This window comes from Streptosporangium sp. NPDC003464 (assembly GCF_053588315.1).
Genome location: NZ_JBSFPS010000012.1, coordinates 49,825 through 75,705, shown reverse-complemented (window position 1 = coordinate 75,705; position 25,881 = coordinate 49,825). Strand labels below are relative to the sequence as shown.

General features: G+C 72.9%; 26 protein-coding genes and 2 pseudogenes. 10 read left to right on the top strand and 18 right to left on the bottom strand.

Going from position 1 to position 25,881, the window contains the following annotated elements; translation table 11 throughout:
* Positions 1 to 221: pseudogene (locus ACWDS7_RS04980) on the top strand (hypothetical protein); the annotation flags it as partial.
* Here the strand turns inward: ACWDS7_RS04980 and ACWDS7_RS04975 are convergent.
* From ACWDS7_RS04975 to ACWDS7_RS04965, 3 genes are all read right to left on the bottom strand, one after another.
* Positions 196 to 729 (bottom strand): hypothetical protein, encoded by a 534-nt coding sequence (locus ACWDS7_RS04975; RefSeq protein WP_306858160.1) that lies wholly within the window; start codon positions 727 to 729, stop codon positions 196 to 198. The pseudogene ACWDS7_RS04980 and the gene ACWDS7_RS04975 overlap by 26 nt on opposite strands.
* A 54-nt stretch (positions 730 to 783) precedes the next feature.
* Positions 784 to 2,334 carry an alkaline phosphatase D family protein gene (locus tag ACWDS7_RS04970; protein ID WP_451928162.1) on the bottom strand — a complete coding sequence of 517 codons (1,551 nt, stop codon included), beginning with the start codon at positions 2,332 to 2,334 and terminating at the stop codon, positions 784 to 786.
* A gap of 170 nt (positions 2,335 to 2,504) precedes the next feature.
* On the bottom strand, positions 2,505 to 3,338 hold the full coding sequence (locus ACWDS7_RS04965; protein ID WP_451928161.1) for a hypothetical protein: 834 nt from the start codon (positions 3,336 to 3,338) through the stop codon (positions 2,505 to 2,507).
* A gap of 180 nt (positions 3,339 to 3,518) precedes the next feature.
* Between ACWDS7_RS04965 and arfB the strand changes: the two genes are divergently transcribed.
* Together arfB and ACWDS7_RS04955 are read left to right on the top strand one after the other, a co-directional pair.
* Positions 3,519 to 3,938 (top strand): alternative ribosome rescue aminoacyl-tRNA hydrolase ArfB, encoded by a 420-nt coding sequence (gene arfB / locus ACWDS7_RS04960; RefSeq protein WP_451928160.1) that lies wholly within the window; start codon positions 3,519 to 3,521, stop codon positions 3,936 to 3,938.
* An 89-nt stretch (positions 3,939 to 4,027) separates the two neighbouring features.
* Positions 4,028 to 4,474 (top strand): NUDIX domain-containing protein, encoded by a 447-nt coding sequence (locus tag ACWDS7_RS04955; RefSeq protein ID WP_451928159.1) that lies wholly within the window; start codon positions 4,028 to 4,030, stop codon positions 4,472 to 4,474.
* Positions 4,475 to 4,512: 38 nt separating this feature from the next.
* Here ACWDS7_RS04955 and ACWDS7_RS04950 read toward each other — a convergent pair whose 3' ends face one another.
* From ACWDS7_RS04950 to ACWDS7_RS04930, 5 genes are all read right to left on the bottom strand, one after another.
* Positions 4,513 to 5,175 (bottom strand): neutral zinc metallopeptidase, encoded by a 663-nt coding sequence (locus ACWDS7_RS04950; RefSeq protein ID WP_451928158.1) that lies wholly within the window; start codon positions 5,173 to 5,175, stop codon positions 4,513 to 4,515.
* A 328-nt stretch (positions 5,176 to 5,503) separates the two neighbouring features.
* Entirely contained in the window at positions 5,504 to 6,136 is a 633-nt protein-coding gene (locus tag ACWDS7_RS04945) for a hypothetical protein (RefSeq protein WP_451928157.1), read from the bottom strand.
* 36 nt (positions 6,137 to 6,172) lie between these two features.
* On the bottom strand, positions 6,173 to 6,964 hold the full coding sequence (locus ACWDS7_RS04940; protein ID WP_442480360.1) for an HAD-IIA family hydrolase: 792 nt from the start codon (positions 6,962 to 6,964) through the stop codon (positions 6,173 to 6,175).
* 211 nt (positions 6,965 to 7,175) lie between these two features.
* The gene (locus ACWDS7_RS04935; protein ID WP_306858153.1) at positions 7,176 to 7,607 is read right to left on the bottom strand and encodes a nuclear transport factor 2 family protein; all 432 of its coding nucleotides are present in this window, start codon (positions 7,605 to 7,607) and stop codon (positions 7,176 to 7,178) included.
* Positions 7,608 to 7,631: 24 nt separating this feature from the next.
* Positions 7,632 to 8,531: a TIGR03619 family F420-dependent LLM class oxidoreductase gene (locus ACWDS7_RS04930; protein ID WP_451928156.1), complete on the bottom strand. Its 900-nt coding sequence runs from the start codon at positions 8,529 to 8,531 to the stop codon at positions 7,632 to 7,634.
* A gap of 56 nt (positions 8,532 to 8,587) precedes the next feature.
* Between ACWDS7_RS04930 and ACWDS7_RS04925 the strand changes: the two genes are divergently transcribed.
* The 3 genes and pseudogenes from ACWDS7_RS04925 to ACWDS7_RS04915 all read left to right on the top strand — a co-directional run bounded on the left by ACWDS7_RS04925 (position 8,588) and on the right by ACWDS7_RS04915 (position 9,806).
* A complete protein-coding gene (locus ACWDS7_RS04925) occupies positions 8,588 to 9,484 on the top strand; it encodes a phosphotransferase family protein (protein WP_451928155.1) in 897 nt (298 codons plus the stop codon).
* 46 nt (positions 9,485 to 9,530) lie between these two features.
* Positions 9,531 to 9,638: pseudogene (locus tag ACWDS7_RS04920) on the top strand (TFIIB-type zinc ribbon-containing protein); the annotation flags it as partial.
* A 15-nt stretch (positions 9,639 to 9,653) separates the two neighbouring features.
* A complete protein-coding gene (locus ACWDS7_RS04915; protein ID WP_370879609.1) occupies positions 9,654 to 9,806 on the top strand; it encodes a hypothetical protein in 153 nt (50 codons plus the stop codon).
* A 104-nt stretch (positions 9,807 to 9,910) separates the two neighbouring features.
* Here the strand turns inward: ACWDS7_RS04915 and ACWDS7_RS04910 are convergent, their stop codons facing one another.
* The gene (locus tag ACWDS7_RS04910) at positions 9,911 to 10,885 is read right to left on the bottom strand and encodes a hypothetical protein (protein ID WP_451928154.1); all 975 of its coding nucleotides are present in this window, start codon (positions 10,883 to 10,885) and stop codon (positions 9,911 to 9,913) included.
* A 254-nt stretch (positions 10,886 to 11,139) separates the two neighbouring features.
* Positions 11,140 to 12,579 carry a phosphatase PAP2 family protein gene (locus tag ACWDS7_RS04905; RefSeq protein WP_451928153.1) on the bottom strand — a complete coding sequence of 480 codons (1,440 nt, stop codon included), beginning with the start codon at positions 12,577 to 12,579 and terminating at the stop codon, positions 11,140 to 11,142.
* Between the two features lie 135 nt (positions 12,580 to 12,714).
* Here ACWDS7_RS04905 and ACWDS7_RS04900 point away from each other — a divergent pair, with 135 nt between their 5' ends.
* The 4 genes from ACWDS7_RS04900 to ACWDS7_RS04885 all read left to right on the top strand — a co-directional run bounded on the left by ACWDS7_RS04900 (position 12,715) and on the right by ACWDS7_RS04885 (position 17,351).
* Complete coding sequence (locus ACWDS7_RS04900) at positions 12,715 to 13,821, top strand: hypothetical protein (RefSeq protein WP_451928152.1); 1,107 nt, start codon at positions 12,715 to 12,717, stop codon at positions 13,819 to 13,821.
* A gap of 1 nt (position 13,822) precedes the next feature.
* Positions 13,823 to 14,977 (top strand): toxic anion resistance protein, encoded by a 1,155-nt coding sequence (locus ACWDS7_RS04895; protein ID WP_451928151.1) that lies wholly within the window; start codon positions 13,823 to 13,825, stop codon positions 14,975 to 14,977.
* On the top strand, positions 14,974 to 16,596 hold the full coding sequence (locus ACWDS7_RS04890) for a VWA domain-containing protein (RefSeq protein WP_451928150.1): 1,623 nt from the start codon (positions 14,974 to 14,976) through the stop codon (positions 16,594 to 16,596). Before ACWDS7_RS04895 ends, ACWDS7_RS04890 begins: the two co-directional genes overlap by 4 nt.
* 134 nt (positions 16,597 to 16,730) lie before the next feature.
* Entirely contained in the window at positions 16,731 to 17,351 is a 621-nt protein-coding gene (locus ACWDS7_RS04885) for a hypothetical protein (protein ID WP_451928149.1), read from the top strand.
* A 144-nt stretch (positions 17,352 to 17,495) separates the two neighbouring features.
* Here the strand turns inward: ACWDS7_RS04885 and ACWDS7_RS04880 are convergent, their stop codons facing one another.
* The 8 genes from ACWDS7_RS04880 to ACWDS7_RS04845 form a co-directional block, all read right to left on the bottom strand.
* Positions 17,496 to 18,281, bottom strand: coding sequence for a polyphosphate kinase 2 family protein (locus ACWDS7_RS04880; RefSeq protein WP_451928148.1), 786 nt, complete (start codon positions 18,279 to 18,281; stop codon positions 17,496 to 17,498).
* 102 nt (positions 18,282 to 18,383) lie between these two features.
* Positions 18,384 to 18,809: a protease inhibitor I42 family protein gene (locus ACWDS7_RS04875; RefSeq protein ID WP_451928147.1), complete on the bottom strand. Its 426-nt coding sequence runs from the start codon at positions 18,807 to 18,809 to the stop codon at positions 18,384 to 18,386.
* Between the two features lie 34 nt (positions 18,810 to 18,843).
* A complete protein-coding gene (locus ACWDS7_RS04870) occupies positions 18,844 to 19,437 on the bottom strand; it encodes a maleylpyruvate isomerase N-terminal domain-containing protein (protein ID WP_451928146.1) in 594 nt (197 codons plus the stop codon).
* A 61-nt stretch (positions 19,438 to 19,498) separates the two neighbouring features.
* Positions 19,499 to 21,517, bottom strand: coding sequence for a CehA/McbA family metallohydrolase (locus ACWDS7_RS04865; RefSeq protein WP_451928145.1), 2,019 nt, complete (start codon positions 21,515 to 21,517; stop codon positions 19,499 to 19,501).
* Between the two features lie 173 nt (positions 21,518 to 21,690).
* Positions 21,691 to 22,314 (bottom strand): GTP-binding protein, encoded by a 624-nt coding sequence (locus tag ACWDS7_RS04860; RefSeq protein WP_306858134.1) that lies wholly within the window; start codon positions 22,312 to 22,314, stop codon positions 21,691 to 21,693.
* Positions 22,295 to 22,681, bottom strand: coding sequence for a DUF742 domain-containing protein (locus tag ACWDS7_RS04855; protein ID WP_306858132.1), 387 nt, complete (start codon positions 22,679 to 22,681; stop codon positions 22,295 to 22,297). The genes ACWDS7_RS04860 and ACWDS7_RS04855 overlap by 20 nt, the downstream gene beginning before the upstream one ends.
* Positions 22,678 to 23,106: a roadblock/LC7 domain-containing protein gene (locus ACWDS7_RS04850; RefSeq protein WP_306858131.1), complete on the bottom strand. Its 429-nt coding sequence runs from the start codon at positions 23,104 to 23,106 to the stop codon at positions 22,678 to 22,680. Before ACWDS7_RS04850 ends, ACWDS7_RS04855 begins: the two co-directional genes overlap by 4 nt.
* Positions 23,107 to 23,213: 107 nt before the next feature.
* On the bottom strand, positions 23,214 to 25,673 hold the full coding sequence (locus tag ACWDS7_RS04845; protein WP_451928144.1) for a nitrate- and nitrite sensing domain-containing protein: 2,460 nt from the start codon (positions 25,671 to 25,673) through the stop codon (positions 23,214 to 23,216).
* Between the last annotated feature and the right edge of the window lie 208 nt (positions 25,674 to 25,881).

Sequence of the window (25,881 nt, the reverse complement as noted above, 5' to 3'; positions counted from 1 at the left end):
CCGGCGGCGGAACAGGGCGATCACGACGCACCGCCCTGCGGCTTCGTCCCGGCAGCGTTCATCGCCCCGCCCCGGGCAACGGCAGGCTCACCCTGCTGCGGACGGCGGTGCGCAAGGGCGCGTACACGGGGGTGCGCCCGGCGGCGGCGGAGACCTTGGCCACCGCCGCCGGGGACTCGCTCTTCGGCTACGCGCTCACAGGACCCGCGACCTCGCCTTGATGCCGCCCCGGATGCGCTTCCTCAGCTCGCTGAGGCGGGCGTCCGGATCGTCGGTGACGACCGCGCCGAACTTGGCCGTGGCGGTGCCGCGGCGCGGGCCGACCCACGCGCGGATCGTGACGGTCGTCGAGTCGCCCTTGTCGAGGGAGGCGATCCGGCAGGCCACGGCCGGCCGGTCGACCGAGCACTTGACGCTGCGCGGCTTGCGGACCACCTTGATCGTGCGGAAATGGCTGGAGAAGGTCCCGACGAGCGCCACGTAGTGCTGGCCGCGGGTCTTCCGGTTGTGCACCTTGACGGTGTAGGTGAGGTATCCACCTCGGCGGACGTACTTGGGGAAGTAGACCTCGTAGCGGAAGGCGGCGGTCGCGGTGGCGGGGGCCGCCGCGGGGGCCACCGTGGGGACCGCGGCGGGGGCCGCGGCCGTGGCGGGGCTCTGCAGGAGGAGGGTGCCGCCCAGCGCGGCGGCGAGAGCCGCGGCGGTGAGCCTCGTGGGGAGGTGACTCATATGCCGCATCATCTAACAAATAGCTGAAAATTCCCCGTAGCCGGGTCCCGGCGGTCAGACCAAGGACGACTCCCCGGCCGGGACGGTGAACCGGGCGGAGGTCTTGGCCGGGGCGCCGCGGCGGCTGATGTAGTCCAGCGTGCGGAAGTCGGCCCGCAGTTCGTCGGAGGTCAGACGGCAGACGATGTAGCCGCGCCGCTGGTCGAGATAGGAGATGTGGGGGTTCTCCGCCAGGGTCTCGGCGATCCGGCCCCTGTCCCGGTAGCCGTCGCCGTCGCTGGCGACCGACGAGGTGACGAGCTCCACCGCCACCCGGGGCGAGTCGGGGTCGTCGAAGTCCAGTCTGAGGTCGGCCGCGTGGTGCATGTGCGCGTCACCGGTGAGCACGACCGGGTTGGCCGCGCCGGAGTCGCGGAAGCCGGTCAGCAGCCGGGTGCGCTCGGCGGCGTAACCGTCCCAGGAGTCCATGTTGACCTCGGTGCCCGGGCCGACCTTGGAGTCGCGCTGGGCCATCAGGACCTGCTGGCCGACCAGGTTCCACCGGGCGCCGGAGGCGGCCAGCCCGTCGAGCAGCCAGCGCCGCTGGTCCTCCCCCAGCAGGGTGCGCCCGGTGGCGAGCCGGTCGTCGCAGCCGGCCCTGAGCCCGTCCTCGCAGGCCTGGTCGTCGCGGAACTGCCGGGTGTCGAGCAGGTGGAAGCGGGCCAGCGGCCCCCAGTCCACCCGGCGGTGGATCCGCATCGAGGCCCCACCGGGCAGGCTCGCCCGGCGCAGCGGCATGTTCTCGTAGTAGGCCTGGAAGGCGTGGGCCCTGCGCCGGGCGAAGTCCGCGGCGCCGCTGCTGGAGACCCCGGCGGCCCAGTTGTTCTCGATCTCGTGGTCGTCGAAGGCGACCAGCCAGGGCGCGACCGCGTGCGCGGCCTGCAGGTCGGCGTCGCTCTTGTACTGCGCGTGCCGCATCCGGTAGTCGGCCAGTGTGGCGCACTTGCCCTCGGTGTGCCGGCGGACGCTCCCGCCGAGCGCGGTGTAGCCCCGGGGCGCGTACTCGTACATGTAGTCGCCCAGGTGCACGACCAGGTCGGGGTCCTGCTCGGCCAGCCGCCGGTAGGCCGTGTAGTAGCCGTGCTCGTAGTGGGCGCAGGCGGCTATCGCCAGGGTGAGCGGGGACAGGACCGCCGGGGCGGTGCGGGTGCGGCCGACCGGCGACAGGTGGCCGCCGGCGCGGAAGCGGTAGAAGTACTCCCGTCCGGCCTCCAGCCCGTCCAGCTCGACGTGGACGCTGTGCGCCCGCTCCCACCGCGCGGTCTCGGTGCCGGCGCGGACCACCCTGGCGAACCGCTCGTCGGCGGCGAGCTGCCATTCGACGTCCACGTCCCGGGCGGGCATCCCGCCCCGCCCGCCGGGGCCCAGCGGGTCGAGGGCGAGCCTGGTCCACAGCACGAGCCCCTCCCGCGACGGGTCGCCGGAGGCGATCCCGAGGGTGAAGGGGTCGCCGCCCAGGGCTCTGGAGGCCGCGGCCGGGGCGAGACCCGCCCCGGTGAGCAACAGGCCGCCCGCACCTGCGGCGGCGACGGACAGGAACACTCTGCGTGACGGCTTCTGCTCCACGCCGCCAGTGCAACTCCCCCACCTGTCGCCGCCGTGGCCTGCGCGTCAAGGCGGGGTGAACAGCCGTTGCACAGGCGAGCCCCTACCCGCGGCCGTCAACACCGCCCGACCTGCGGGCGACACCGGGACGAAGAGCTCTCCTCGCGCCGGCGACCTCCCGCGGTGCCGGGTCAGCCCAGGTAGGGCCTCAGGTGGTCGTTGAGCGCGCCGCAGCCCAGATATTTCTCCACGGTGTGGAAGTCGAGCCAGTCCAGGTCGACCAGGGCCTCCTGGTCGACCCCGGTGAAGCAGGACCGCAGGCCCGGCGGGATCGCCGCGATGTCGTCCTTGTCGGCGATGTTGATCCAGCGCCTGACCTGCCGGGGCCGTGCCCCCCAGCCGTTGACCGGGGCGGGCAGCAGGCGCTCGAAGATCACATTACGCATGCCGAGCGGGCTGCCGAGGGTGATCAGCAGCTCCACCTCCAGATCGGGGTTCTCCCAGAGCGTCTCGTAGGTCACCACGCTGCCGAGCGAGTGCGCGATCACCACCTTCGGCCGGTTGCGCCTGATCACCTCCGCCACGGCCGCACGCGAGCGCGACCGGGCCTCGCCCCCGGAGGTCATGTAGGTGGCCACCTCGGGACAGAAGAACTTGGCGAACTCGGCGGCGTTGCCCTGGAGGCGGTCCAGCAGCCAGCCGGTCATCCGGTGCAGCGCGCCGGTCAGCCCCTCCCCCACCGAGTCGAGCTGCCTGGCCCAGGCGACGAAGACCTCCTGGGCGCCGGCGTCCATGCTCTGCACGGCGCGGGGGGAGTCGTCCTTGTGCTCGCCCAGCAGGTGGGCGTAGTAGGCGATCTCGGTGATGTAGCGCTCCTGGGCGTAGGGCCTGCCGCCGGTCAGGCCCTTGTGCAGGTAGCGGTCCCACTTGCCGCGCACCGCGGCGGCGGCGCCGTCGATCGAGTTTCCCGCGTCGCGGTAGTAGTGGTATTTGCCTATCCCGTGCACGCCAACGATCTTGTCCACGCGCCCCCGCCTCCTGTCCGCCGTGCTCCACGACTGCCCCGAGTCACTGTGACGGAAGGAGCCGGGCGCCACAAGACCACCCCCATTGGCCCGCCCTGAATGGGGCATAAATCGCTTGATATATGGGTTTGCCGTCCAGTTATTCTGAACGCACGCCCCCAGGAGAAGGAGTCACCCGCCATGCCCGGTCCGCTTCAGATCAGCGGTTCGGTCTCCGTCCCCGAGGCCGAGCTCCACTGGCGGTTCTCCCGCTCCTCGGGCCCCGGCGGGCAGGGGGTCAACACCACCGACAGCCGGGTGGAGCTCGGCTTCGACCTCGGCGCGACCGACGCGTTCGGCCCGGCCCTCAAGGCCCGGGCCCTCGAACGCCTCGGTCCCCGCCTGGTGAACGGCGTCATCACCATCGCCGCCTCGGAGTTCCGTTCCCAGCTGCGCAACCGTGAGGCCGCCGAGACGCGCCTGGCCCGGCTGCTGCGCGAGGCGATCGCCCCGCCGCCCAAGAAGCGCCGGCCGACCAAGCCCAGCAGGGGCGCCGTCGAGCGGCGGATCACCGCCAAGAAACAGCGCTCCGACCTCAAGCGCCTGCGCCGCGACATCTGAGGGGCCCCGACCTCCGAATCGCCATATCAGTCGGACGGACGGATGGCGGACCGCGGCGGACCGCCAGGACGTGATGACACAATGAGCGGATGCCTCTCGTCCCCAGCGTCCGCGCCGTCCTGCTCGACGACGACGACCGGCTGGTGCTGTTCCGGCGCACGGTCCCCGGCGAGGAGCTCTACTGGTCGATCCCCGGAGGCCACGTCGAGCCCGGGGACGCCTCCCTGGAGGACACCCTCCACCGCGAGCTCCTGGAGGAGCTCGGCGCCACCGTCTCCGGCGTCACCCCGCTGACCACGTTGGAGTGCGTCCGCACGGGGGGCGTCAAGACCCAGCACGTCTACGGCTGCCGCCTGGTCTCCATGGATCCGGCCCTGCGCTGCGGCCCCGAGTTCGCCGATCCGGCCCGCGGTCTCTACGAGGTGGTACGGCTACCGCCCGACCCGGCCGAGATCACCGCCATCAACCTGGTCCCCCGGGAGCTCGGCACCTACCTGACCGGCCACATCAGCCGGCTGCCCGAGCTGATCCCGTAGCGCCCCGCCCGGCCGCGCCGGTCCGCCGGACGGCGGCCTCAGCGGGGCAGGCAGCCGGGCACGCCGTACCGCGCGCCCCGTTTGAAGGCGGACATCCGCTGGGCGGCGGTCCCGTGATCGCTGATGTCGGTCCACGGCGTCTCGTCGCCCAGTCTCCGGTGCGCCTCGGCGATCTCCTCCAGGTCCCCCCGCTCGAACCGCAGGATCCCGTCGTCGGCCGCGCCGTACAGGACGGCCCCCGCCAGGCAGTCCGCCTGCAGCTCGTAGGTGCGCAGGACCAGGTCGTCGTGGAGCCGCCGCTGTACGGCGTGCCCCCACTCGTGGGCGATGACCAGATACACCCACGCGTCCCCGGAACGGTAGCCGTCCTCCATGAGGTCGACGTCCCATGCGATGTAGTCGCCGTTGTGGCAGTACCAGGCGTTGTCGTAGTCGAGCCGCTTCGCGCCGCAGAAAGGCGGTTTCCTCCCGCCCCGCTGGTAACCGCCGAAAACGGCCGGAGCGGAGTATCTCCCGGTGAACAACCGCGGCCAGTGGGCCGCCCAGTATCGGTTGACCACGTAAAGGGCCGCGGAGATGTCGTCATCCATGTCGTCCGCCTGCCGCGCGGACGCGGACGCGGCTCCGCCGCCCGCGCCGACGGTGATCATGGATGCCAGGGCGAGCACCAGCCAGACCGCTCTCCAACGCCGCACGCTCACGACCGCCTCTCGTCGGCCCCGATCCTGCCTAGACGGTAAACGCGGATTTATCGCCATGGAAGGGAGAATCGTGATCCATAACGAGATCTCACGGAACTCGGTTAAATTGACGCTCTATGCGGCATAAATCACTTTCATCCTGGAAACACTTTCATCCCGGGCGCCGCCCCCGCCGCACGCCATTGTTTCCGGCCGCGATTCACCGGAAATCGCGCCGCCCTCACGGCGCCGCCGCACCGCCATCCCCGCGCCCCCTCACCGCGCCGCCAGCACCGTCCTCACCGCGCCGCCGGGCGCGGGCACGCCGTACCGGCGCCGGCCCGGGGGCTCAGCCGTGGCGGTCCTGCATCTCCCACAGGTGGTCGATGACATGCCAGGCGATCCGGCGGGCGGCGTAGCGGGCGGGCCAGCCGCCGGAGACCACGGGGGCGCCGTCGGAGGGCCTGGCCAGCACCTCTGCGAGCTCCGCGCGCATGGCCGCCAGGCCCGAGGCGTCACGGAAGGGCCGGTGCCGCACCCCGACCTTGCGGGCGTAGGCGCGCTCGGCCTCGACCACGTGGGCGACCATCTTGTCCCGGTCGCGGCCACCGCCGCGCGGCCCCTTCCTCAGCTCCTCCGGCGAGCCGGCCGCGACCTCCTCGAACAGCTCCCACGCCGCCCTGACCAGCGCGACGGCCCGTGCCGCCTCGGCGGCCCCCACCGGCTCCGCGTCCAGCCCGGCGACCGCCTCGATCGCCCCGAAGTCGGTGGTCGAGCCTCCCCGGACCCGCTCCACGACCACCGGGTCACCGGGCTCGAACGTCAACCCGGCCCGCTCGGCGATCACCCGGTAGCGCGGCGCGTAGTCCGCCAGCGCCTCCAGCGCCAGCTCCTCCGACCTGCCGATGCGGCACCATCCCGGCCACTCGACCGAGCAGGCGAAGACCTTCTTCGGGCCGATCTCCAGATAAACGTCCGTCATGCCCCACATCGTCGCAGCGGTGGCTGACATCTCATGTCAGGTATCACCGTCGATCAGGCCGATCAGGTCGGCGACCGAGTCGACCACCCGGGACGGTCGGAACGGGTAGCGGTCGATCTGTCCCCTGTTCATGACACCGCTGAGCACCAGGATCGTGTGCAGCCCCGCCTCCATCCCGGAGACGATGTCGGTGTCCATCCGGTCACCGATCATGGCGGTGCTCTCGCTGTGGCCGTCGATGGCCCGCAACGCGCTGCGCATCATCATCGGGTTGGGCTTGCCCACGAAGTAGGGCTCCACGCCGGTCGCCTTGGTGATCATCGCCGCGACCGCGCCGCAGGCGGGCAGCGAGCCCTCGTTGGACGGGCCGACCGGGTCGGGGTTGGTGGCGATGAACCGGGCGCCGCCCTCGATCAGCCGGATCGCCCGGGTGATCTGGGTGAAGCTGTAGGTGCGGGTCTCGCCGAGCACCACGTAGTCGGGGTCGATGTCGGTGAGGACGTAGCCCACCTCGTGCAGCGCGGTGGTCAGCCCCGCCTCGCCGATCACGTAGGCGGAGCCGCCGGGGCGCTGGCCGTCCAGGAACTTCGCCGTGGCCAGCGCCGACGTCCAGATCGCCTCCGACGGGATCTCCAGGCCGGCCGCGCGCAGCCGTACGGCCAGATCGCGCGGGGTGTAGATGGAGTTGTTGGTCAGCACCAGGAACCGCTTGCCGGACTCACGCAGGCGGCGGATGAACTCCTCGGCCCCTGGCACCGGGTGTCCCTCGTGGACGAGGACCCCGTCCATGTCCGACAACCAGCACTCGATCGGCTTGCGCTCGTCCACCGTTCCCCCGCGTTCCAGGCCAACAGGTACGGAACAAGGATGACAGGTCCGGAGTGGGCGACACGTCATCAGGCCCACGCGGAAGCCCCGGAACGGACCGGCCGCCGGGCGGCCGCCGACCGGTCCGGGCGCCCACCGGTCCGGCGCCTACTGGTCCGGGTGTTTACCGGTCGGGGTGCCTACCGGTCCGGGCGCCCACCGGTCCGGGCGCCTACTGGATGGTGCGCCAGCCCTGCTCCTCGACCAGTTCCCTGCTGCGCCAGCCGTAGGGCGTGCGGATCATGCGGTGGTGGTACCACCCCCCGCCGTGGATGAGCCCGGGGGCGCCGGCGGCGACCATGTCCCTGGACGGGGCGAGCGTGTCGGTGAAGGAGGCCGTGACCACCGCCTCGTCCCCCTCGAACCTGACGGTCGTCGCCCCGATCAGGTGCTGGCGGCCCGGCCACTGCGGCAGCACCTCGGCCAGCCAGCGCCGGGCCTCCTCCCGGGTGCCCCGGATGCCGCCGGCCGCCGTGTAGTCGATCACCGCGTCCGCGGTGAACACCAGGTCGAGCCGGTCCCAGTCTCCGGTGTCGATGGCGTAGGCGTATTTGGCGAGCAGGTCGCCGATCTCCAGCCGGTCCGCGATCTCCTGTTCCCTCATACCCTTATCCAACCAAACGCTTGGTCAGGGCGCGAGGGCCTCCAGCGCGGCTTCCGCCTTGCGCATCGACTCCTCCGGGTCGGCGTCCGGCGAGCCGATCTCCGGATCGAAGTTGAGGTCGTGGAAGACGTCGGTGACGCCCCTGGCCTCCAGGGCGGCCACGTCCTGCCGGATCTCCTCGAACGAGCCGGTCAGCGGGGTGCGGCCGGCGGCTCCGGAGGGACGGACCTGGGTGACGCCGCGGGTGATGAAGCGCAGCGCCTCCGGATCCCGTCCGGCGGCCCGAGCCGCCTCCTTTACTATGTAGATTTTTTCGTCGACGCGGTCGAGGTCCTCGCGGCTCGAACTGATCCAGCCGTCGGCCAGGCGCCCCGCGCGGCGCAGTGCCACCTCCGCGCTCCCGCCCAGCAGGATCGGCGGCTGCGTGAGCGGCTTGGGGTCCTGGTGGACGGGCGGCAGTTCGTAGAACTCCCCCTTGTGCTCCACGACCTCCTCCGACCACAGCCGCCGCAGCACGTGGACGAACTCCTCCCCGCGCCGCCCGCGCCGCTCGAAGGGCACCCCCGAGGCGGCGAACTCCTCCGGCAGCCAGCCCAGCCCGAGCCCGACGTCCAGCCGGCCGCCGGAGACCGCCTGCAGGCTGGCCAACTGCTTGGCCAGCAGCGCCGGCGAGGCGAACGGCATGTTGAGCACCGCCACGCCGAGCCGGACCCGGCCGGTCACCCCCGCCAGGTAGGAGAGCGTGACCACCGGGTCGTGCACACTGCGGTAGACCGGCCCCATCGGGTGCCCCTGCGGGTAGAGCAGGCGCTGGAAGGTCCACACCTCGTGGTAGCCGAGCTCCTCGGCCCGGCGTGCGACCCGCACCATGTTGGCGGGCGTCGCCCAGGATCCCGACACCGGCACCGCGAATCCGATCCTCATGCCATGCACCTTATGCGCCCGCACGGCGCGCCGCGGATCAGTGGTTCACTTGCCCGATGAGCGACAGCGACGACCTGATCGAGGAACTGCGCCGGATCGGCGTCCGGTACGGCGACGCGCCCGCCGAGGTGCTGCCGACCAGGCCGGATGTGATCATCGTGCGGGCCGGGTCCGTCGTGGTGAAGGCGCACGCCCCCGGGGCGCCGCGGGCCCCGCTGGCCGAGCGGATGCGGGCCGTGGCGCACCCGGCGCTACGCGGCGTGCTGCTCGAACCGGTGACCGAGGAGGTCACGACCGTCCACGGCCGGCTGGTCACCGTGTGGCCGGCCGGGACCCCGGTGGACCACCGGGATCCCGACGCGGCCCCGTGGGAGGCGGCCGCGCGGCTGCTGGCCCGGCTGCACGCCGTGCCGGCGCGGGCGCTGCCCCCGCTGCCGGCCGCGGGCGGGCCCGCCCGGGTCGCCGCCACGGTCGCCCGCCTGGACGGCGGCTCGGCCGCCGAGCGCGTCGTGCGCCGGGCCCTGGCCTGCCTGCCTCCGCTCGGCGCCGGGCCCGGCTCCCTCGCGCACGGCGACTGGCACATGGGTCAGCTGGTCCGCGTCGGGGACGAGTGGATCCTCATCGACATCGACGACCTGGGGATCGGCGATCCGGCCTGGGACCTGGCCAGGCCGGCCGCCTGGTTCGCGGCCGGCCTGCTGGATCCGGAGGTGTGGTGGCGCTTCCTGGGGGCCTACCGGGCCGCGGGCGGGCACGCCGCCGGGGCCGACGGCGACCCGTGGGAGCGGCTCGACCTGCCGGCGCAGGCGATGACCGTGCAGCTCACGGCGGCGGCGGTGGCCACGGCGGGACGGGAGGGACGGCCGCTGGACGAGGTCGAGCAGGTGCTGGTCGACACCTGTCAGAGGATTGTTCAGCTCCGGAGCGCCTGTCATAGTGTGCCCACGCAGTAGGTTGTGGTTACTTCAACACAATGCCAAGGACAAGGAGATCAGCCAGATGCAGTGCCCGAAGTGTCGCGGCGCTATGCGCACTTATGAGCGCAATGGCGTCCATATCGACCAGTGTGACGGCTGTCGCGGGATCTTCCTGGACTATGGCGAGCTCGAGACGCTGACTCGCATGGAGAGCCAGTGGTCCCAGTCGCATGCCGCTCCCCCGCCGCCGCCTCCGCCGCCGGTGCACGGCGCCCCCGCGTGGGGCGCGCCGCACCACGGCGGTCACTACGGCCACCACCGCCAGCGCAGCTGGGTGGGGATGCTCTTCTCGACCTGATCCGATCAGGGGGGAGACCCGGACCGCGATCCCGTCAGGGGATCGCGGTCCTCGCGTCCGGGGCGCGCCGGCCGGGCCCACGGCGGGGCCGCGGGCCCGGCGGGTCAGCCGGGGAAGTCGCCCGGCTTGATGCGCTTGGGCCGCACGGTGCCTCCCGCGACGGCGTTCAGCGTCATGGTCCAGTTGCTCCAGCGGATCTGGGTCGCGGTGCGGACCGTCCTGAACCGCACGGACTTGCCGAACTGCTCGAAGGCGCACGAGCGGGTGAAGCTGCGGGCCTTGGAATCCCAGTCGGTGCCGAGGGTGTAGTAGACCTTGTACTTGCCGTCCCGCACACCCCGGATCTTGAATTTCGACTTCTTGCGGACGTAGACGCGGATCGCCTTCTTCTTGCCGCGCACCAGCACCACGACCGCGTCCCGGGTGTTGCCGTTCCTCAGTTCGAGATGGGCGCGCCCGGGGCGGCTCTCGGAGGCGATGTATCTGCCGTTGGGCAGGCGGCGGGACCTCTCCCCGGCGACCTTCACCGGGACGACGTCGGTGCTGTAGTCGCCCAGGTCGGCCAGCGCCTCCGCGCTCTTGCGGACCGGCGACAGCTGCCCGCTCTCGGCCACCCCGGTCAGCACGGCGGGGCCGGTGCAGACGTCCTGCGCCCGCACGTCCTCCTGGGCGGCGCCCAGCGCGCCCACGAGCCGCCGCAGCGCGCCGACGTAGTCACCGTGCTCGGCCCCCACCTCGGGCGGCGGGGTCAGCGCCTCCAGCCCGGCGACCGCCTCCTCCATCGCGGTGACCGTCTGCTCCAGCCGCCTGTCGAGCCCCTTGACGCCGGTGGCGTCGAGCTTCTTGAGCGCCTCTCTGATCGGGCCGCGCGCCCTGCCGAGCGCCGCGCGGTATTCCTCGGTGGTCAGCCCCGCCGGGGTGGGCGTGCCGCTGGAGGGCGCGCCCGTCTCTCCGCCGGCTCCCGCCACGCCGCTCGCGCTGGAAGTGCCGACCACGGGCTCACTGGGGGCGCCGGAGGTGCAGGCGCTCAGGGCCAGCACGGTGATCACGGCGCAGGACAGCAGTCGGGGGGTAGTCACCTGCCCCACTATCGCCGGATCGATCACGACACGTCAATGTGGATCGGCGTTTCTCCGGCGGTGTCCCGTGCGGTCCAGGATCGGTGCACCGGCCGCCCTCACCGGGGCGGATGGGAAATTCACGGACCCCCGCATTTACGTTTCATAATTTATCGGGATATCGAAGACGGCGCGGACGGGCAGGCCGGTGAAAGCGATTCCCGGAAGGGCCGTCACCGGGACGGGGCGGGATCCGCCTGCCGCCCGGCCGGGTCCTAGCCGACGGGACGGACCACGTACAGGGACCGGGGCCGCTTGGTGAACTCCACCTCCCCGGGGACGACGGCCGTCTCGCCGTCGCGTGCCAGCCGTAGCGCGCCGGAGGAGGAGGAGACCTTCAGCGTGTCGGCCTGCCACTGCTGGTAGTGCCTGGACAGGCCGAGCCCGCCCAGCAGCACGCTGGTGAGGGCGCGCAGCCGGGGCAGCCGGGGGGCCGCGGTCAGCAGCCGGATGTCCAGCAGCCCGTCCTCCAGCCTCCGCCTCAGGCGCGGGGCGGCGCCGCGCGAGTCGTAGCGGCAGTTGCCGACGAACAGCAGCCAGATCCGCCGGGGCACGCCGTCGACGATCACCTCCTCCGGCTCGGCGGTGCGCAGCACGCGGCCCAGGGCCCACAGCAGCGCGGGCCACTTGCCGACACGCTGCTCCAGGGACTCGCGCCGGTCGACGACCTCCGGGTAGACACCGAGGGCGGCGTTGTTGAGGAAGATCCGGCCAGCCACCTCCCCCACGTCCACCGCGACCACCCCGCCCGAGCGGTAGGCGGTCATCGCGTCCTCGGGACCGCGCAGGCCCAGTGCCCCGGCGAAGTGGTCGAGCGTCCCGCCCGGGATGACCAGCAGCGGCCTGCGGTGCTCCAGCGCGGCCTGCGCCCCGCGGTTGACCGTGCCGTCGCCCCCGGCGACCGCCAGCACCCGGGCCCTGGCCGCGGCCCCGTCCATCAGCTCTCCCAGGTCCGGGCCGTCCGCCTCGACCACCTCGGCCTCGGGCAGCCAGGTCCGCACCGCCGCGGCCGTGACGGGGGTGCCGCCCGCCGTGGGGTTGACCACGGCCACCACGCCCTCGCCGCCGGGGTCGTGGCCGGGCACCGGTGGCGCGGTGACGACGCGCGGCGCGCCCGTCATCGCCTCCGGCCAGAGCCGCCGGGTGGCCAGCCCGGTCGCCACGCCGATCGCGGCCCCCACCAGGACGTCGCCCGGGTAGTGCACGCCGGTGTAGACGCGGGAGAAGCAGACCGCCGCCGCCAGCAGCGCGACGGGGGCCGCGACCGCGCCGGGCGCCTCCATGGCCACGGCGGTGGCGAACGCGGCCGCCGAGGCCGAGTGGCCGGACGGGAACGACGCCGAGGCGGGCATCTTGATCATCCGTGCCAGCGGGAGGCCGTCCAGCGACGGCCGGGTCCGGCCGAAGGCCTGCTTGCCGACCAGGTTCACCAGGGGGCTGGCCAGGCTGATCGCCAGCAGTCCGCGGGTCGCGGCGCGGCGCAGCGGTCGCCGCCCGCTGACGGCCAGCGCCCCGGCGAGGCCGGCCCACAGCAGCGAGTTGTCGGCCGCGCGCGACAGGGCGGGCACGAGGCCCTCGAGGCCGGGGAGCCTGGCGTCCGCCACCACGGCGAACAGCCGCCGGTCCAGCCTGCCGAGCCACGACCTCAACCGCATGTGCCCCACCTTTCCGGACGACGGGCGAGTGAACAGGGACTTAATTCTGTCGCATACCCCGATATCCGGCGCACGCCCCATTTCTTGCCCTCCCATAATTCCCAGAAGAGAGGCTATTTGAAGAAATGAGGTGGAATGAAACGGTTGATCGGCGTCGTTCTCGCGCTGCTGCTCGGTGCCGTGGTGGTGACGGCGGTCGTCCTGGGCGACGGAGGCGGCGGACCGGCCACGGTGCGGGGTGTGATCGGCTCGGAGAAGAAGCCGTTCTTCGACGACCCGCGGGTGCGCGCGGCGTTCGAGCGGCACGGGCTGCGGGTGGAGGTGGACACCGCCGGATCCCGGCAGATCGCGACCGAGGTCAGGCTCGACGACTACGCGTTCGCGTTCCCCTCCAGCCTCCCCGCCGCGGAGAAGATCAAGAAGGACCGGCGGGTCTCCACCACCTTCTCCCCCTTCTACTCGCCCATGGCGGTGGCCACGTTCCAGCCGATCGCCGACGTCCTGGCCGGGGCCGGGCTGGTGCGCGACTCCGGCCGGGGCTACCGGGTGCTCGACATCGCCGCGTACCTGGACCTGGTGGCCAAGGGCACCCGGTGGGACCGGCTGCCGGGCAACAGCGCCTATCCGGCGCGCAAGCGGGTGCTGCTGACCACCACCGACATCAGGACCTCCAACTCCGCGGCCATGTATCTGGCGATGACCAGCTACGTCGCCAACGGCGAGGACGTGGTCGCCGCCCCGGCCCGGGTGCCCGCGGTGGCCGGGGCGGTGGCGCCGGTCTTCCTCGACCAGGGCTACTCGCAGTCGTCGACCGAGGCCCCCTTCGACGACTATCTCGCCATGGGGCCGGGCAAGACGCCGATGGTCATGATCTACGAGGCCCAGTACCTGTCCCGCGTGTTCGCCGGCGACGGCTCGATCCGGCCCGAGATGCGGCTGCTCTACCCCGCGCCGACCGTGCTGAGCAAGCACACACTGGTGCCGTTCACCCCGCAGGCGGCCGAGGTCGGGCGGCTGCTGACCGAGGATCCCGAGCTCAGGGGCCTGGCCGCGCGGCACGGCTTCCGCACCACCGACCCCGCGGCGTTCGCCGGCCTGGTCGCCGAGCACAAGGCGCCGGTGGCGCGCGATCTGGTGGACGTGGTGGAGCCGCCCACCTACGAGCGGCTGGAGGAGCTCATCTCCGCCGTCGAGCGGCTGTACGCCGGCGGCGCCGTGCCGCGGACCGGAGGAGGGTCCTGACATGACCGACAGCGGACTGACCCTGACCCCGCCCGCCCCGGTGGCCGCCGTGCCCGCCTCGACGGCGGCGGCCATGCTCCCGCTGGCCGACGGCCGCGAGGCCGAACTCACCGCCAGGGCGCAGGGGTTCGCCACGGAACTGGCCGCGATGGACCCCCGGGTGCCGGACTTCACCCGCAAGGTGCGCGACATCTCCTCGATGGGCGACACCGAGATCCGCTCCGCCTCCCAGGTGGCCAACCGGATGCTCAAGCGGCCGGTGGCCGCCCTGGCGGCGGCCCGGGGCGAGGGGGCCGACGCCCAGGGCCGGGTGGCCGACCGGCTGGTCGCGCTCCGCCGTACGGTGGTGGACCTCGACCCCAAGCAGGCGGCGGGCGGCCCCCGCAGGCTGCTGGGGCTGATCCCCTTCGGGGACCGGCTTCGCGACTACTTCGCCAAATATCACAGCGCCCAGAAACAGCTGGACGACGTCATCCGGGCGCTGAGGTCCGGCCAGGACGAGCTGCTGAAGGACAACGCCGCGATAGAGGGCGAGAAGGCCGGCCTGTGGGAGACGATGACCCGCCTGCAGGAGTACGCGGTGCTGGCCGCCGCGCTGGACGCCGCCCTGGAGGAGCGCATCCTCCCCCTCGACGCGACCGACCCCGACAGGGCCGCCGCGCTCCGCTCCGACGCCCTGTTCGCCGTACGGCAGAAGCACCAGGACGTCCTCACCCAGCTGGCGGTCTCGGTCCAGGGCTACCTGGCCCTCGACCTGATCCGCAGGAACAACCTGGAGCTCAGCAAGGGCGTGGACCGGGCCACCACCACGACGGTCGCCGCGCTGCGCACCGCGGTGACCGTGGCCCAGGCGCTGGCCGGCCAGCAGCTGGTGCTGGAGCAGATCACCGCGCTCAACTCCACCACCGGCGACCTGATCCTGGCCACCGGCGAGATGCTGCGCACCCAGGCCGGCGCCGTCCAGAACCAGGCCGCCTCCACCACCGTCGACATGGACGTGCTGCGCAGGGCCTTCGACAACGTCTACGCCACCATGGACATGATCGACGGCTTCCGCTCGCAGGCCGTGGAGAGCATGGCCGTCACCGTCGACAGCCTGAGCACCGAGCTCGCCCACGCCAGGACCTACCTCGACCGCGCCGAGGCCGCCTCATGAGCAGCACACCTCCCCCGCCCCCGCCTTCCGCGCCGGCCGGGCCCTCCTCGCGCCGCCGGGCCGTCCGCTCCGCCGTACGGCGGGCGGCGGCGGCGCTGGCACTGCTGGCACTGGCCACGCCGGTGGCGTGCTCCTCCGGGGACGCGCCCGAGGACGGCCCGGACGTGCTGCGGGTGCTGGCCGGCAGCGAGGTCAAGGACCTGGAGCCGATGCTGCGGCGCTCCGGCGTGCGGGTGAGGATCTCCTACACCGGGACCCTGGACGGCGCCGAGCAGGTGGCCGCCGGCGGCGCGGACGGCTCCTACGACGCGATCTGGTTCTCCTCCAACCGCTACCTGTCGCTGATCGACGGCGCGACGGCCCGGCTGTCCACCGAGACCAAGATCATGTCTTCTCCGGTGGTCCTCGGCCTCACGGACGCCAAGGCGCGGGAGCTGGGCTGGGCGGGCCGGCCGGTCACCTGGGAGCAGATCGCGACCGCCGCGCGGGAGAAGCGGTTCACCTTCGGCATGGCCAACCCCGCCTCCTCCAACTCGGGCTTCTCCGCGCTGGTCGGGGTGGCCGCCGCGCTGTCGGACGCCGGGGAGGCGCTGAGCGGCGAGCAGGTCGCGGCGGTCACGCCCAGGCTCAAGGAGTTCTTCTCCGCCCAGCGGCTGACCTCGGGCTCCTCCGGCTGGCTGGCCGACGCCTACAGCCGGGAGGGCGGGGTGGACGGCATCGTGAACTACGAGTCGGTGCTGCTCGGCCTGGAGGGGCTGAGCCTGATCCACCCGAGCGACGGCGTGGTCACCGCCGACTACCCGCTCACCCTGCTGGCCTCGGCCAGGCCGGAGAAGAAGGAGCTGTACGGCAGGCTGACCGGCTGGCTGCGGCGGCCGGACACGCAGCGGGAGATCATGACCGCCACCCACCGGCGGCCGATCATCCCGGGCGTCCGGCCCGGACCGGAGTTCGGCACGGCGCCGCTGCTGGAGCTGCCGTTCCCCAACCACCGGGCCGCCGCCGACGCGTTGATCACCGCCTACCTCGACGAGGCGCGCGTCCCCGCCCGGGCGCTGTTCGTGCTGGACACCTCGGGGTCGATGGACGGCGAGCGGATCGAGGCGCTGCGCCAGGCGCTGATCACGCTCACCGGCGCCGACACCTCGGCCTCCGGCACGTTCTCCCGCTTCCGCAGCAGGGAGGACGTGGTCATGATCCCGTTCAGCGGCTCCGCCGGGCAGCCGCAGCCGTTCGCCCTGCCCGAACGCGACCCGCAGCCGGTCCTGGCGCGGATCAGGGCCTACGCCGAGAACCTCCGGGCGGGCGGCGGGACCGCGATCTTCGACGGGCTGCGCGCCGCCTACGGGCAGGCCGCCGGGACCGGCCAGGGCCGCTACACCTCGGTCGTGCTGATGACCGACGGCGAGAACACCGACGGCATCTCCTACGACGACTTCGAGCTCTTCTACCGGACGCTCCCCCGGGAGCGGCAGCAGGTCCGGACGTTCGTCGTGCTGTTCGGCGAGAGCGACGTGGAGGAGATGAGGAAGATAGCCAAGCTGACCCGGGGCGCCGTCTTCGACGCCCGCAGCGGGTCGCTGGCCTCGGCGTTCAAGGAGATCCGTGGCTACCAGTGATCGCTGTGCGGGCCGCCCGGTCCGGGCCGTGCGGCCCGGCGGGGACGGCCGTGGGCGGCGCGCTCCCTCTCGGAGCGGCCCCGGCGCTCTGTCCTGGACCGGCCCCGCCGGGCGGCCCGGCGACGGGGGCGGCCGTGTCCGCTGAGCGAGTGCTGAGATACCTCGGCTCCACCAGGAACATCGCCGGCTGCGCCCTGGCCCTGCTGGGGGCGCTGGCGCACTTCCTCGGCCTGGCCGGCGCGTTCTGGCCGGTGGTGGTCGCCGGGCTGTACGGCGTGGGCGCGCTGCTGGCCCCGCCGGACCGGATCCGGCTGGCCGTCTCCCACGCCGAGGTCGAGACCGGCCTGCTCCGCGCCGACCTCGACGCCCTGCTGCGCGGGGTGGAGAGCTCCCAGCGCTTCCCCGGCGACGTGCAGGCCAGGCTCGGCGGGCTGGCCGACGTGCTCAGCGGCGTCCTGGGCCGGGCGGAGATGCTGACCGCCTCCCCCGACCACCTGCACATCGTCTCCCGGACGATCCGCGACTACCTGCCGGCCAGCCTGGAGGCCTACGCCAACCTGCCCCGCGCCTACGCCCTCAGCCGCCGCGCGGACCGCGAGCGCAGCGCCCACGAGGAGCTCCTGGCCCAGCTCGACCTGCTGGAGGCCAAGCTGCGCGAGGTGGCCGGGGCCGTGCACCGGGGCGACGAGCAGGCCCTGCGCGACCAGGGCCGTTTCCTGCGGGAGCGGTTCGGCGGCTCCGGCCTTGACCTGTAGCGGAACGGCCGGCCGGGCCGCCCCGGACCCGATCCGGATCTGCGGCGGAACAGCCGTCCGGCGGTCGTCCCGCCGGGCCGGAGCCGCCGGACGACCGCCGGCGGGACCGGTCACGCGCCCGCCGTACGGCCGGCCGCGCTCCGGTCAACGGCGCGTCCGGGCCGGATCCACGGCGGGGTCCTCCAGGTCGTACCCCCGGGTCCCCAGCTCCGCCTCGACCGCGGCGCAGACCGTCTCCACGACCGTGACCCGGGCCAGGCGCTTGTCGTCTCCCGCCACCACGTGCCAGGGGGCCTTCGGATGGTCGGTGCGGGCGAGCATGTCCTCCACGGCCGCCTCGTACTGCGGGCGCCTGTCGCGGTTGCGCCAGTCCTCGTCGGTGAGCTTCCACGCCCGCAGCGGGTCGTCCGCCCGGTCCTGGAAGCGCCGGAGCTGCTCCTCCTCGGAGACGTGCATCCAGAACTTGACCATGATCATTCCCTCGGCGGCGAGGGTCCTCTCGAACTCCACGATCTCGCCGTAGGCGCGCGACCACTGCTCCTCGGTGGCGAAACCCTCGACCCGCTCCACCAGCACCCGCCCGTACCAGGACCGGTCGAGCACGGCCATGCCGCCCCAGCCGGGCAGGACGGGCCAGAACCGCCACAGGAAGTGGTGCCGCTTCTCGTCGTAGGTCGGCGCCGCGAACTGGGCGACCCGCACGTGCCGCGGGTCGAGCGGGCGCACCAGCCGCTTGATGGCCCCTCCCTTGCCCGAGGCGTCCCAGCCCTCGAACACCACGCAGAGCGGGGGGCCGATGCGCTTGTCCGCGACCTGCCCGCCCAGGATGAGCCGCAGGCGCAGCAGGCGCTCCAGCGCGGCGTCGAGCCGCTCGGCGGCCTCTTTCTTGGCCAGTTTCCGCGACAGGTCGACCTGTGACAACCGATTCATGGACATCAGCCTCGCACCGTCCGCCGGGAGCCTGCCACCCGCCCGGCCCCGTCCGGCACCGGGTGGCGGACAGCGGGTGGCGGACGGCGGGCGGCGGGCGGCTCAGGCGACGGTGATCCGGAAGATCGCCTCGCCCGAGGCGCGCCGGCTCTGCTCGTCGGCGGGCGTCCGGCCGGCCGTGCAGCGCCGGCAGTTGGAGATCGTGACGGTGGCCGTGCCGGGACGCTTGGCGTTGAAGACGAAGTAGCGGACCCCGCCGGCCCCTTCGGCGGCGGGGCGGTACTCCTCACTGATGAACGACGCCACCATGACGTCCGGCAGGTCCGCCATCTGCCAGCTGTCTCCGGCGGAGGTGTTCTCCTCCACCGCCAGGGAGAACCGCGCGCCGGGCGTGAGCCGGACGTCCGCCGTCCTGCCGACGCCCCCGTGGACGATCGTTCCCAGGTCGTAGACGGCGGATCCGGTGCCGCACCCCGTGACGAGCGCCACCACCAGCAGCAGGACGGCCAACCCCGTTCGGTGTATCACGCAGCTCACAGTAGTGACCCCGGCCGCCGATGCCTCAGGGGGCCACGCCGTCCCACTCCTCCAGCGGGGCGCAGTGCCAGCGCCAGTCGCTCTGGCGGGGGCGGCCGGGGAGGTCCGCGCGGCCGTTGGCCCACAGCAGCGTCCGCCACGGGTCGCCGTCGCGCGGCGCCCAGGGGAACAGGCGGCGCAGGGTGGCCGCGCTCAGCTCGGCGGGCGGGGTGAACGGCAGCCCCAGCCCCAGGGCGGCGTCGTAGGTGTGCATCAGCATCTCGTCGCAGGCCATGCCCGCGAACCCGGAGGCGTCGGCCATGCCGTACGGGTGCCAGCCGCGCGCCCCCGCCGGGCTGCCCTGGACGACCCGCGCCACGACCGTGGCGAACACCCCGACGGTGGCGGCCAGGTCCGCCGGGGAGCTGTCGGGCCGCACCCGCAGGTCCATCGTGCTGAGCTCGCGTTCTCCGGCGGCGAAGTCGGTGGCGTACCACAGGAGGGTGTCGGAGATGTGCGCGACCACCTGGGCGACCGTCCACTCCATCCCGGGGATCCCGCTCCCCCAGTCGCCGTCGAGCCCCGAGCCGAGGAAGGTCTGACACTCGTCCGCCACGCGGAGAACCGTTTTCGCGTCCATCGGACGATCCTTCCAGAAGGCCCCGACAACCAGGCCTCCCGGAAGGCCCGGCCGCCGAGCGTCAGCCCAGGCGGGCCCGGTAGACCTCCCTGGCCCGCCCGATCAGCTCCAGGTGGTCGCCGAGCTGCCCGGCGGTCTCGAAGACGCCCTCCTTCCGGAGCAGCGCCTCCATGCCGTCCAGCCATCGCAGGCACCAGCGGACGTCCTGCGCCCTGGCCACGTGGCGGCCGCCGACGTCGAGGTAGACCGGGCTGGTGTGGGCGTGGACGCCGTCGGTGAAGGCGCGCTCGTGCGGTCCGCCGGCGGCCACGGCGACGACGTAGGTGGGGTCGCCGACGGCCAGCTCGGCGGTCAGCTCGCCGGGCGGCCCCTCGGCCAGGACGCCGTCGGCGGTGCGGATCTCCAGCCTCTCCACCTCGGGGCCGACCGATCTCACGGTGACCGTGACCCGGTCCCCCGGCGAGAGGTCCAGGGTGGCGCCGGGCCCGTGGCCGCCGACCGACAGCTCCAGCCAGGGGCCGGTGGTGCCGAACGTACGGCCCCGCCGGACGGCCTCGGCGAAGGATCCGGCGGTGAGCGGCCCGTCCACCCGGGCGTAGACACGGGCCCAGCCCGGCGGGCTGGACTGGTTGCCGCGCCGGGCGAAGGAGACCATCGCGTCGGTCCCCGCGGTGACCGCGAGCCGGTTGCCCGCGCCGACCAGGCGCCGGTAGACGGCGGCGGTCGCGGCGATCGAGCTGTGGTTGAGCACGTCGAGGCTGTCCACCAGGCCGAGCGCGGCATCGGCGACGATCTCCCTGGCGGAGCAGTTGCGCCCCCACGCCAGCACCCTGTCCGGGACGTCGTCGTCGTGGACCGGCGGGTGGAAGGGATGGCTGTAGCCCGTGATCGCGCCGAGGCCGCGCAGCTCCCGGCAGGCCACGCTGTTGGGCGGCCAGTCCGCGGTGCCCAGGAAACCGGTGTGGAAGCGCGAGGGCGGGGCCGAGACGCCGAAGGCGTAGAGGTGGCCGAGCAGGTCGTTGCGGTATTCGACGCCGACCCTGGCCAGGTGGGTGGCGTCCGACCAGGGCAGGTCCCGGCCGGCCCAGTGCGCCAGCGCCTCGGAGTCGTAGACCCGCTCGGAGGAGACGTTGCCGGCGACCAGGTTGAGCACGTGCAGGTCCTCGCCGTGCTGCATGGCCGCCGCGAGGGCGGGCGTGCCGACCATGTCCCCGGCCCAGTTGAGGTGGACGTGCATGTCCCCGCCGTACCAGCCCGCCGCCGCCGCGTCGTAGAGCCGCTCGGGGGTGAGTTCGACCAGGGTCTCCACGCCGGGGACGGGGCTGAGCGCGACCTCGGCGGAGCCGTACTCCATCCCTCTGGAGACCCGCACGGTCAGCGGCTCCGCCGGGACGTCCAGCACAAGGTCGTCGCCGTGGAAGTAGGGCCGGACGTGGTGGTCGCGCCGGGCGGGGGCGCCCTCGGGGTACCAGCCCTGCCCGTGCTCGCCGTACACGCTCCATCTGCAGGGGAACCCGGCGCGCAGCCGCAGGCGGGCGGCCGCGGCGGGGCGGGTCAGGGGCGCGAGGTCCACCCGCGCGCCGTCGGCGACCACCTCGCTGGCGCTGGTGATCCTGATGAGGCGGGCGCCGCGCGGGCCGACCTCGTGCGGGTGGCCGTCCACCAGCACGGTGACCGGCTCGTCCCGGGCGGAGTCGACCAGCAGCGTCGTGCGCAGGGGCCGGCCGTCCAGTACGGCGTGCGCGTGCGCCTCGACGGCGCGGCCCTCCCCGGTGAGCCGGAGGGCGGCGAGATTGTCGGGCAGGGCGCCCGCCAGGACGTCGCGCACGACCTCGTCCATGTCGAGCTCGGTCAGCCGGTCGCGCAGCTGCCGGGCAGGCGTGGCCGGGTGGCGGGCCCGGAGCGTGCCGTAGCAGACCTCCCAGAAGGTCGTGGTGCCCATCAGGTAGGCGTCGGTGGCCATGGACTTGACGTAGAAGATGGGGTCCTCGCCCCAGGTGACCCCGTGGCCGGCGAGCAGCGCCCCGTACTCCTCCAGCGCCCGCGCCACGGCGGGGGGCACGGCCGGATCGTCGCACATAGATCTCTCCCCGTGATGAGCTCCTCGTGATCGCCGTCATCGTGGCACGCCCGGAACGGGCCCCGGGCGGACCGGAGGAGCGGAAAGAGCTGTTTTATAACTGCCTGGGGGGCACAAATGATCCCCTGACGGTCAGCACTCATCCCCGGGGGGAGGCCCCGGGGACGGAGGCGTCAGGTCACCGGCGTCGCGTCCCCGGCGGTCGGCGCCGTGCCCAGGCGCATCCTCATGGCGTGCTCCACGAGAGTGATCAGCACCTTCTTGCCCGACTCCCGCCTGCGGGCGTCGCAGAACACGACCGGGATGTCCTCGTGGAGCGTCAGGCCGAGCCTGACCTCGTCGAGGTCGTAGCGGCGGGCCCCGTCGAAGCAGTTGACCGCGACGACGAAGGGCGTCTCGCGCCGCTCGAAGTAGTCGAGGGAGGGGAAGCAGTCGGCCAGCCGGCGGGTGTCGGCCAGCACGACCGCGCCCAGGGCGCCCAGGGCCAGCTCGTCCCAGAGGAACCAGAACCGCTCCTGCCCCGGGGTGCCGAACAGGTAGAGCCGGTAGGCGTCGCCGATGGTGATGCGGCCGAAGTCCATCGCGACCGTGGTCGTCTGCTTGGTCTCCACCCCGGACAGGTCGTCGATCCCGAGGCCCCGGTTGGTCAGCGTCTCCTCGGTGCGCAGCGGCGCGATCTCGGAGACTGCGCCGACCAGTGTGGTCTTCCCGGCCCCGAAGCCGCCGGCGACCAGGATCTTGATCGCCTTGGGCAGCTTGACCCGCCCGGCGTCACGGCTAGAGTGCACGGAGTCCATCGAGCACCGCCCTGTACAGCCTTTCGTCGTGCATGTCCGTCTCCGTATGAGGCTCTTGCAGGGCGATGAATCCCTGGTCGAGCAGGTCGCTGAGCAGGACACGGATGGTGCCTGCGGGAAGGTTCATGTGCGCGGCGAGCTCCGCGACCGACTGGGGCTGCTGGCAGAACCGCACGATGGCCAGGCACTCCGGGTCGAGGCCCGCCTCCCTCGGGGAGGTGGAGCGGACGGTCACCGCCAGGGTGATGAGGTCGAACCGGCCCTGGGTCGGTTCGGTCCTGCCGCGGGTGAGGACGTACGGCCGGACGATCGGCCCGGCCTCCTCGCCCACCCACTGCGTGTCGGAATGCTCCTCAAGGGGGTTCATCGCGGGACGTCGTCCATGGCGGACCCCGCCGCCCGCGCGGGCGAGGTGAGGTACTGGCCGACCCGGGTGACGAGCATGGCCATCTCGTAGGCCACCAGGCCGACGTCGGCCTCGTGCGTGCAGAGCACCGCCAGGCAGGCTCCCTGGCCGGCGGCGGTCACGACGAGATACGCCGACCGCATCTCGATGATGGTCTGGCGGACCGCACCGCCGTCGACCCGGTCGCTGACCCCCCGTCCCAGGCTCTGGATCGCCGAGCCCACGGCGGCCAGGTGCTCGGCGTCGGCCTGGCCGAACCCCGCCGACGCGGCCAGCAGCAGGCCGTCGGCGGAGAAGACGATCCCGTGCTCGGCCTCCCCGACTCGGGCGACCAGGTCATCCAGCAACCAGGCCAGGTCGGTGAAAGATCCTGTTCCCTGCACCACTCGTTGTCCTCTTTCTGCCGGTTTCTGCCGGCGGGCGTCCGGTCACCGGCCTCCGGCGGCTCGCCGGCGCCGGGCCGGCACGCGCGGATCCGAGATCATCACTGGTGTCACATGTGGGGCTCTCCGCCGCCGGCGGGATCACCACCCCGCTCCAGCAGCTGCGCCGCGTCGGAGCGGCCGCGGCGCGTGCCGTCCTGGAAGGAGGCCATGGCCGCGCGGATCGTCTCCGGCGAGCGCTGGTCGCCGTCGTCCTCCTCGGGCGAGGGCGCCACCGGCGGCGGCTCCTCCTCCTGCAGCGGAGCGGCGAGGTGGGTCTGCGGGACACGGCGCGGCAGGCCGCCCGGCGTGTGGCTGGTGTCGGGCGGGGGCATGACGGGCGGCAGCGAGGAGCCGGGGGCGCCGGACGCGCCGTTGGCCGCGTGCCGGCCTCCGGCCGGCTGGCCCGTCTCCCGCCGCCGGGGCAGCGCCGCAGCGCGGGCGCTCTCCTCGATGGGGCTCTCCTCGATGGCGCTCTCCCTCCTGTCGGACGGCCCGGCGGCCGGGACGCCGCCCGGGCCGGTGCCGCCGGTGATCTCCAGTGGGCCGCCGCCCAGGCCGCGCGGTGCCGGCAGGACCGGCGCGCCGCCGAGCGCCGTGCGGGCCTGCGGCACGCTGACGGCGGGCTCCGGCTCGGCCTGCCCGGGCTGCTCGGTGATCAGCTCCTGCGGGATCAGGACGACGACCGTCGTGCCACCGTACGGCGAGGCCTTGAACGTGACGCGGATCTCGTGCCGCTCGGCCAGGCGGCTGACCACGTACAGGCCCAGGCGGGCGTTGCCCGACAGCTTGAGCTCCGGCGGGTTGGCGATCCGCTCGTTGGCCTCCTTGATGTCCTCCGGGCTCATGCCCAGGCCCCGGTCCTCGATCTCGATGGCATACCCGTGGGCCACGGAGTGCCCGCTGACCTGCACGGTGGTATAGGGCGGGGAGAAGGAGGCGGCGTTCTCGACCAGCTCGGCGACCAGGTGGATGACGTCGCCCACGGCCCGCCCGTCCAGCGCGGCGTCGCCCAGGGGCAGCACGTCGACACGGGTGTAGTCCTCGATCTCGGCCAGCGAGCCGCGGACCACGTCGATCATCGGGACCGAGTCGCGCCAGGCGCGGCCGGGAGCCGCGCCGGACAGCACGAGGAGGTTCTCGGCGTAGCGGCGCATGCGGGTCGCCAGGTGGTCGAGCCGGAACAGGTCCCGCAGCTCCTGGGGGTCGTTCTCCCGGCGCTCCATGACGTCCAGCACGCTCAGCTGGCGGTGGACCAGCGACTGGGTGCGGCGGGCGAGGTTGCGCAGGATGTCGGCGATGTCCCGCCGGAGCTGGGCCTGTTCGGCGGCGACCTTGATCGCGGTCTGCTGGACGGCGTTGAACGCCTGGCCGACGTGGCCGATCTGGTCGTCGCCGAACTTCAGCGGCGGCGCCTCGGCCGCGACGTCCACCTCCTGCCCGTGGCCGATCCGCTCCACCACCGAGGGCAGCCGCTCGTTGGCGAGCTCCCAGGCCGCCAGGCGCAGCTTCTCGAGCTGCTGGATCAGGGCGCGGGCCGTGGTGATGGACAGGACGACGGAGGCGATGACCGCCAGCAGCCCCAGGCCGCCGGCCAGCGAGAGCCGCACGATGACGCCGACCGCGACCGGGGTGGCCCGCTGGACCACGCCGTCGCCGGCCGCCAGCACCACCTCCTGCAGCTGCGCCAGCGCGGGCTGGGTGGTGGAGGTCCACTGCCTGAGGGTGACGGGGTCGGACAGGGATATCGGAGTGCTCCGGACGAGCTGGTCCTCCATGGCGCGCATGCGGGTGAACGGCTCACCGGCGGCCAGGCGCTGGTAGGACTCGCGGTCGGCGGCCGGGAGTTCGGCCACGGTCTCCTCCAGCAGGAACCGCCGGGCGCCGACGACCTGCGCGAACAGGTCGCGTTCGTCATCGGTGAGCCGGCCCGCCGCCAGCGCGCCCGCCACCAGGGCGTCCTCCCTGGCCAGGATCTCCCGGGCCCGGCTCAACTGGATGATCGTGCGGGTGTCCTTGGCGATCTCCTTGTCGTCGAGCGTCGCCATCGAGTCGTAGATGCGGTAGAGGGAGTCGATGACCCCGGTGAACGCCGCGGCCGCCGGGATCCGGCCGCTCCGCCCGGCGTCGATGTCCTTGCGGCCGGAGCCGAGGCCGTCCAGCTCCTGGAACACCTCGGTGACGCGCTGCTCGAGGGCCGCGCTCCCCAGCAGCCGCACGTTGCCGCCGGTCGCGAGCCTGCGGAAGTCCGCGCCGGCCGCGTCGGTCCGCCTGCGCTGGGCCTGCAGCAGTCCGCGCTGCTGCCGGGCGGTGCCGGGATCACCCAGGATGACCAGGCTGAGCCTCCGCTCCGCCTGCAACTCCACCAGGAGGCGTTCGCTCGGCTCGGCGATGCCCGAGTCGAGAGTGGCCACTCCGAGCATGTTCAGACCTTCGCGCACCGTCACCCATGCGGTGAACGCCCACAGCGCGATAAGGGACACCAGAAGCGCCGTGACCTTGGTCCGCAAACGCGCGTTGCGCAAGCGCATAGCATCCATCCTGGTGAAAGTTAAAGGAAATCACAGTACGTTTCACGGCAATTAACGCGTGTGAATAATCGGCGCCGCATCATGTGATCGGCGACATCCGCTCCGCACCCGGAGAACCCTAGCAATGTCATCAAATACACTCAAGGCGGCATTGATCTCCCGGACTCATCTGTCCTTTTCCGGACAAAATTATCCACCGAATTCCGGT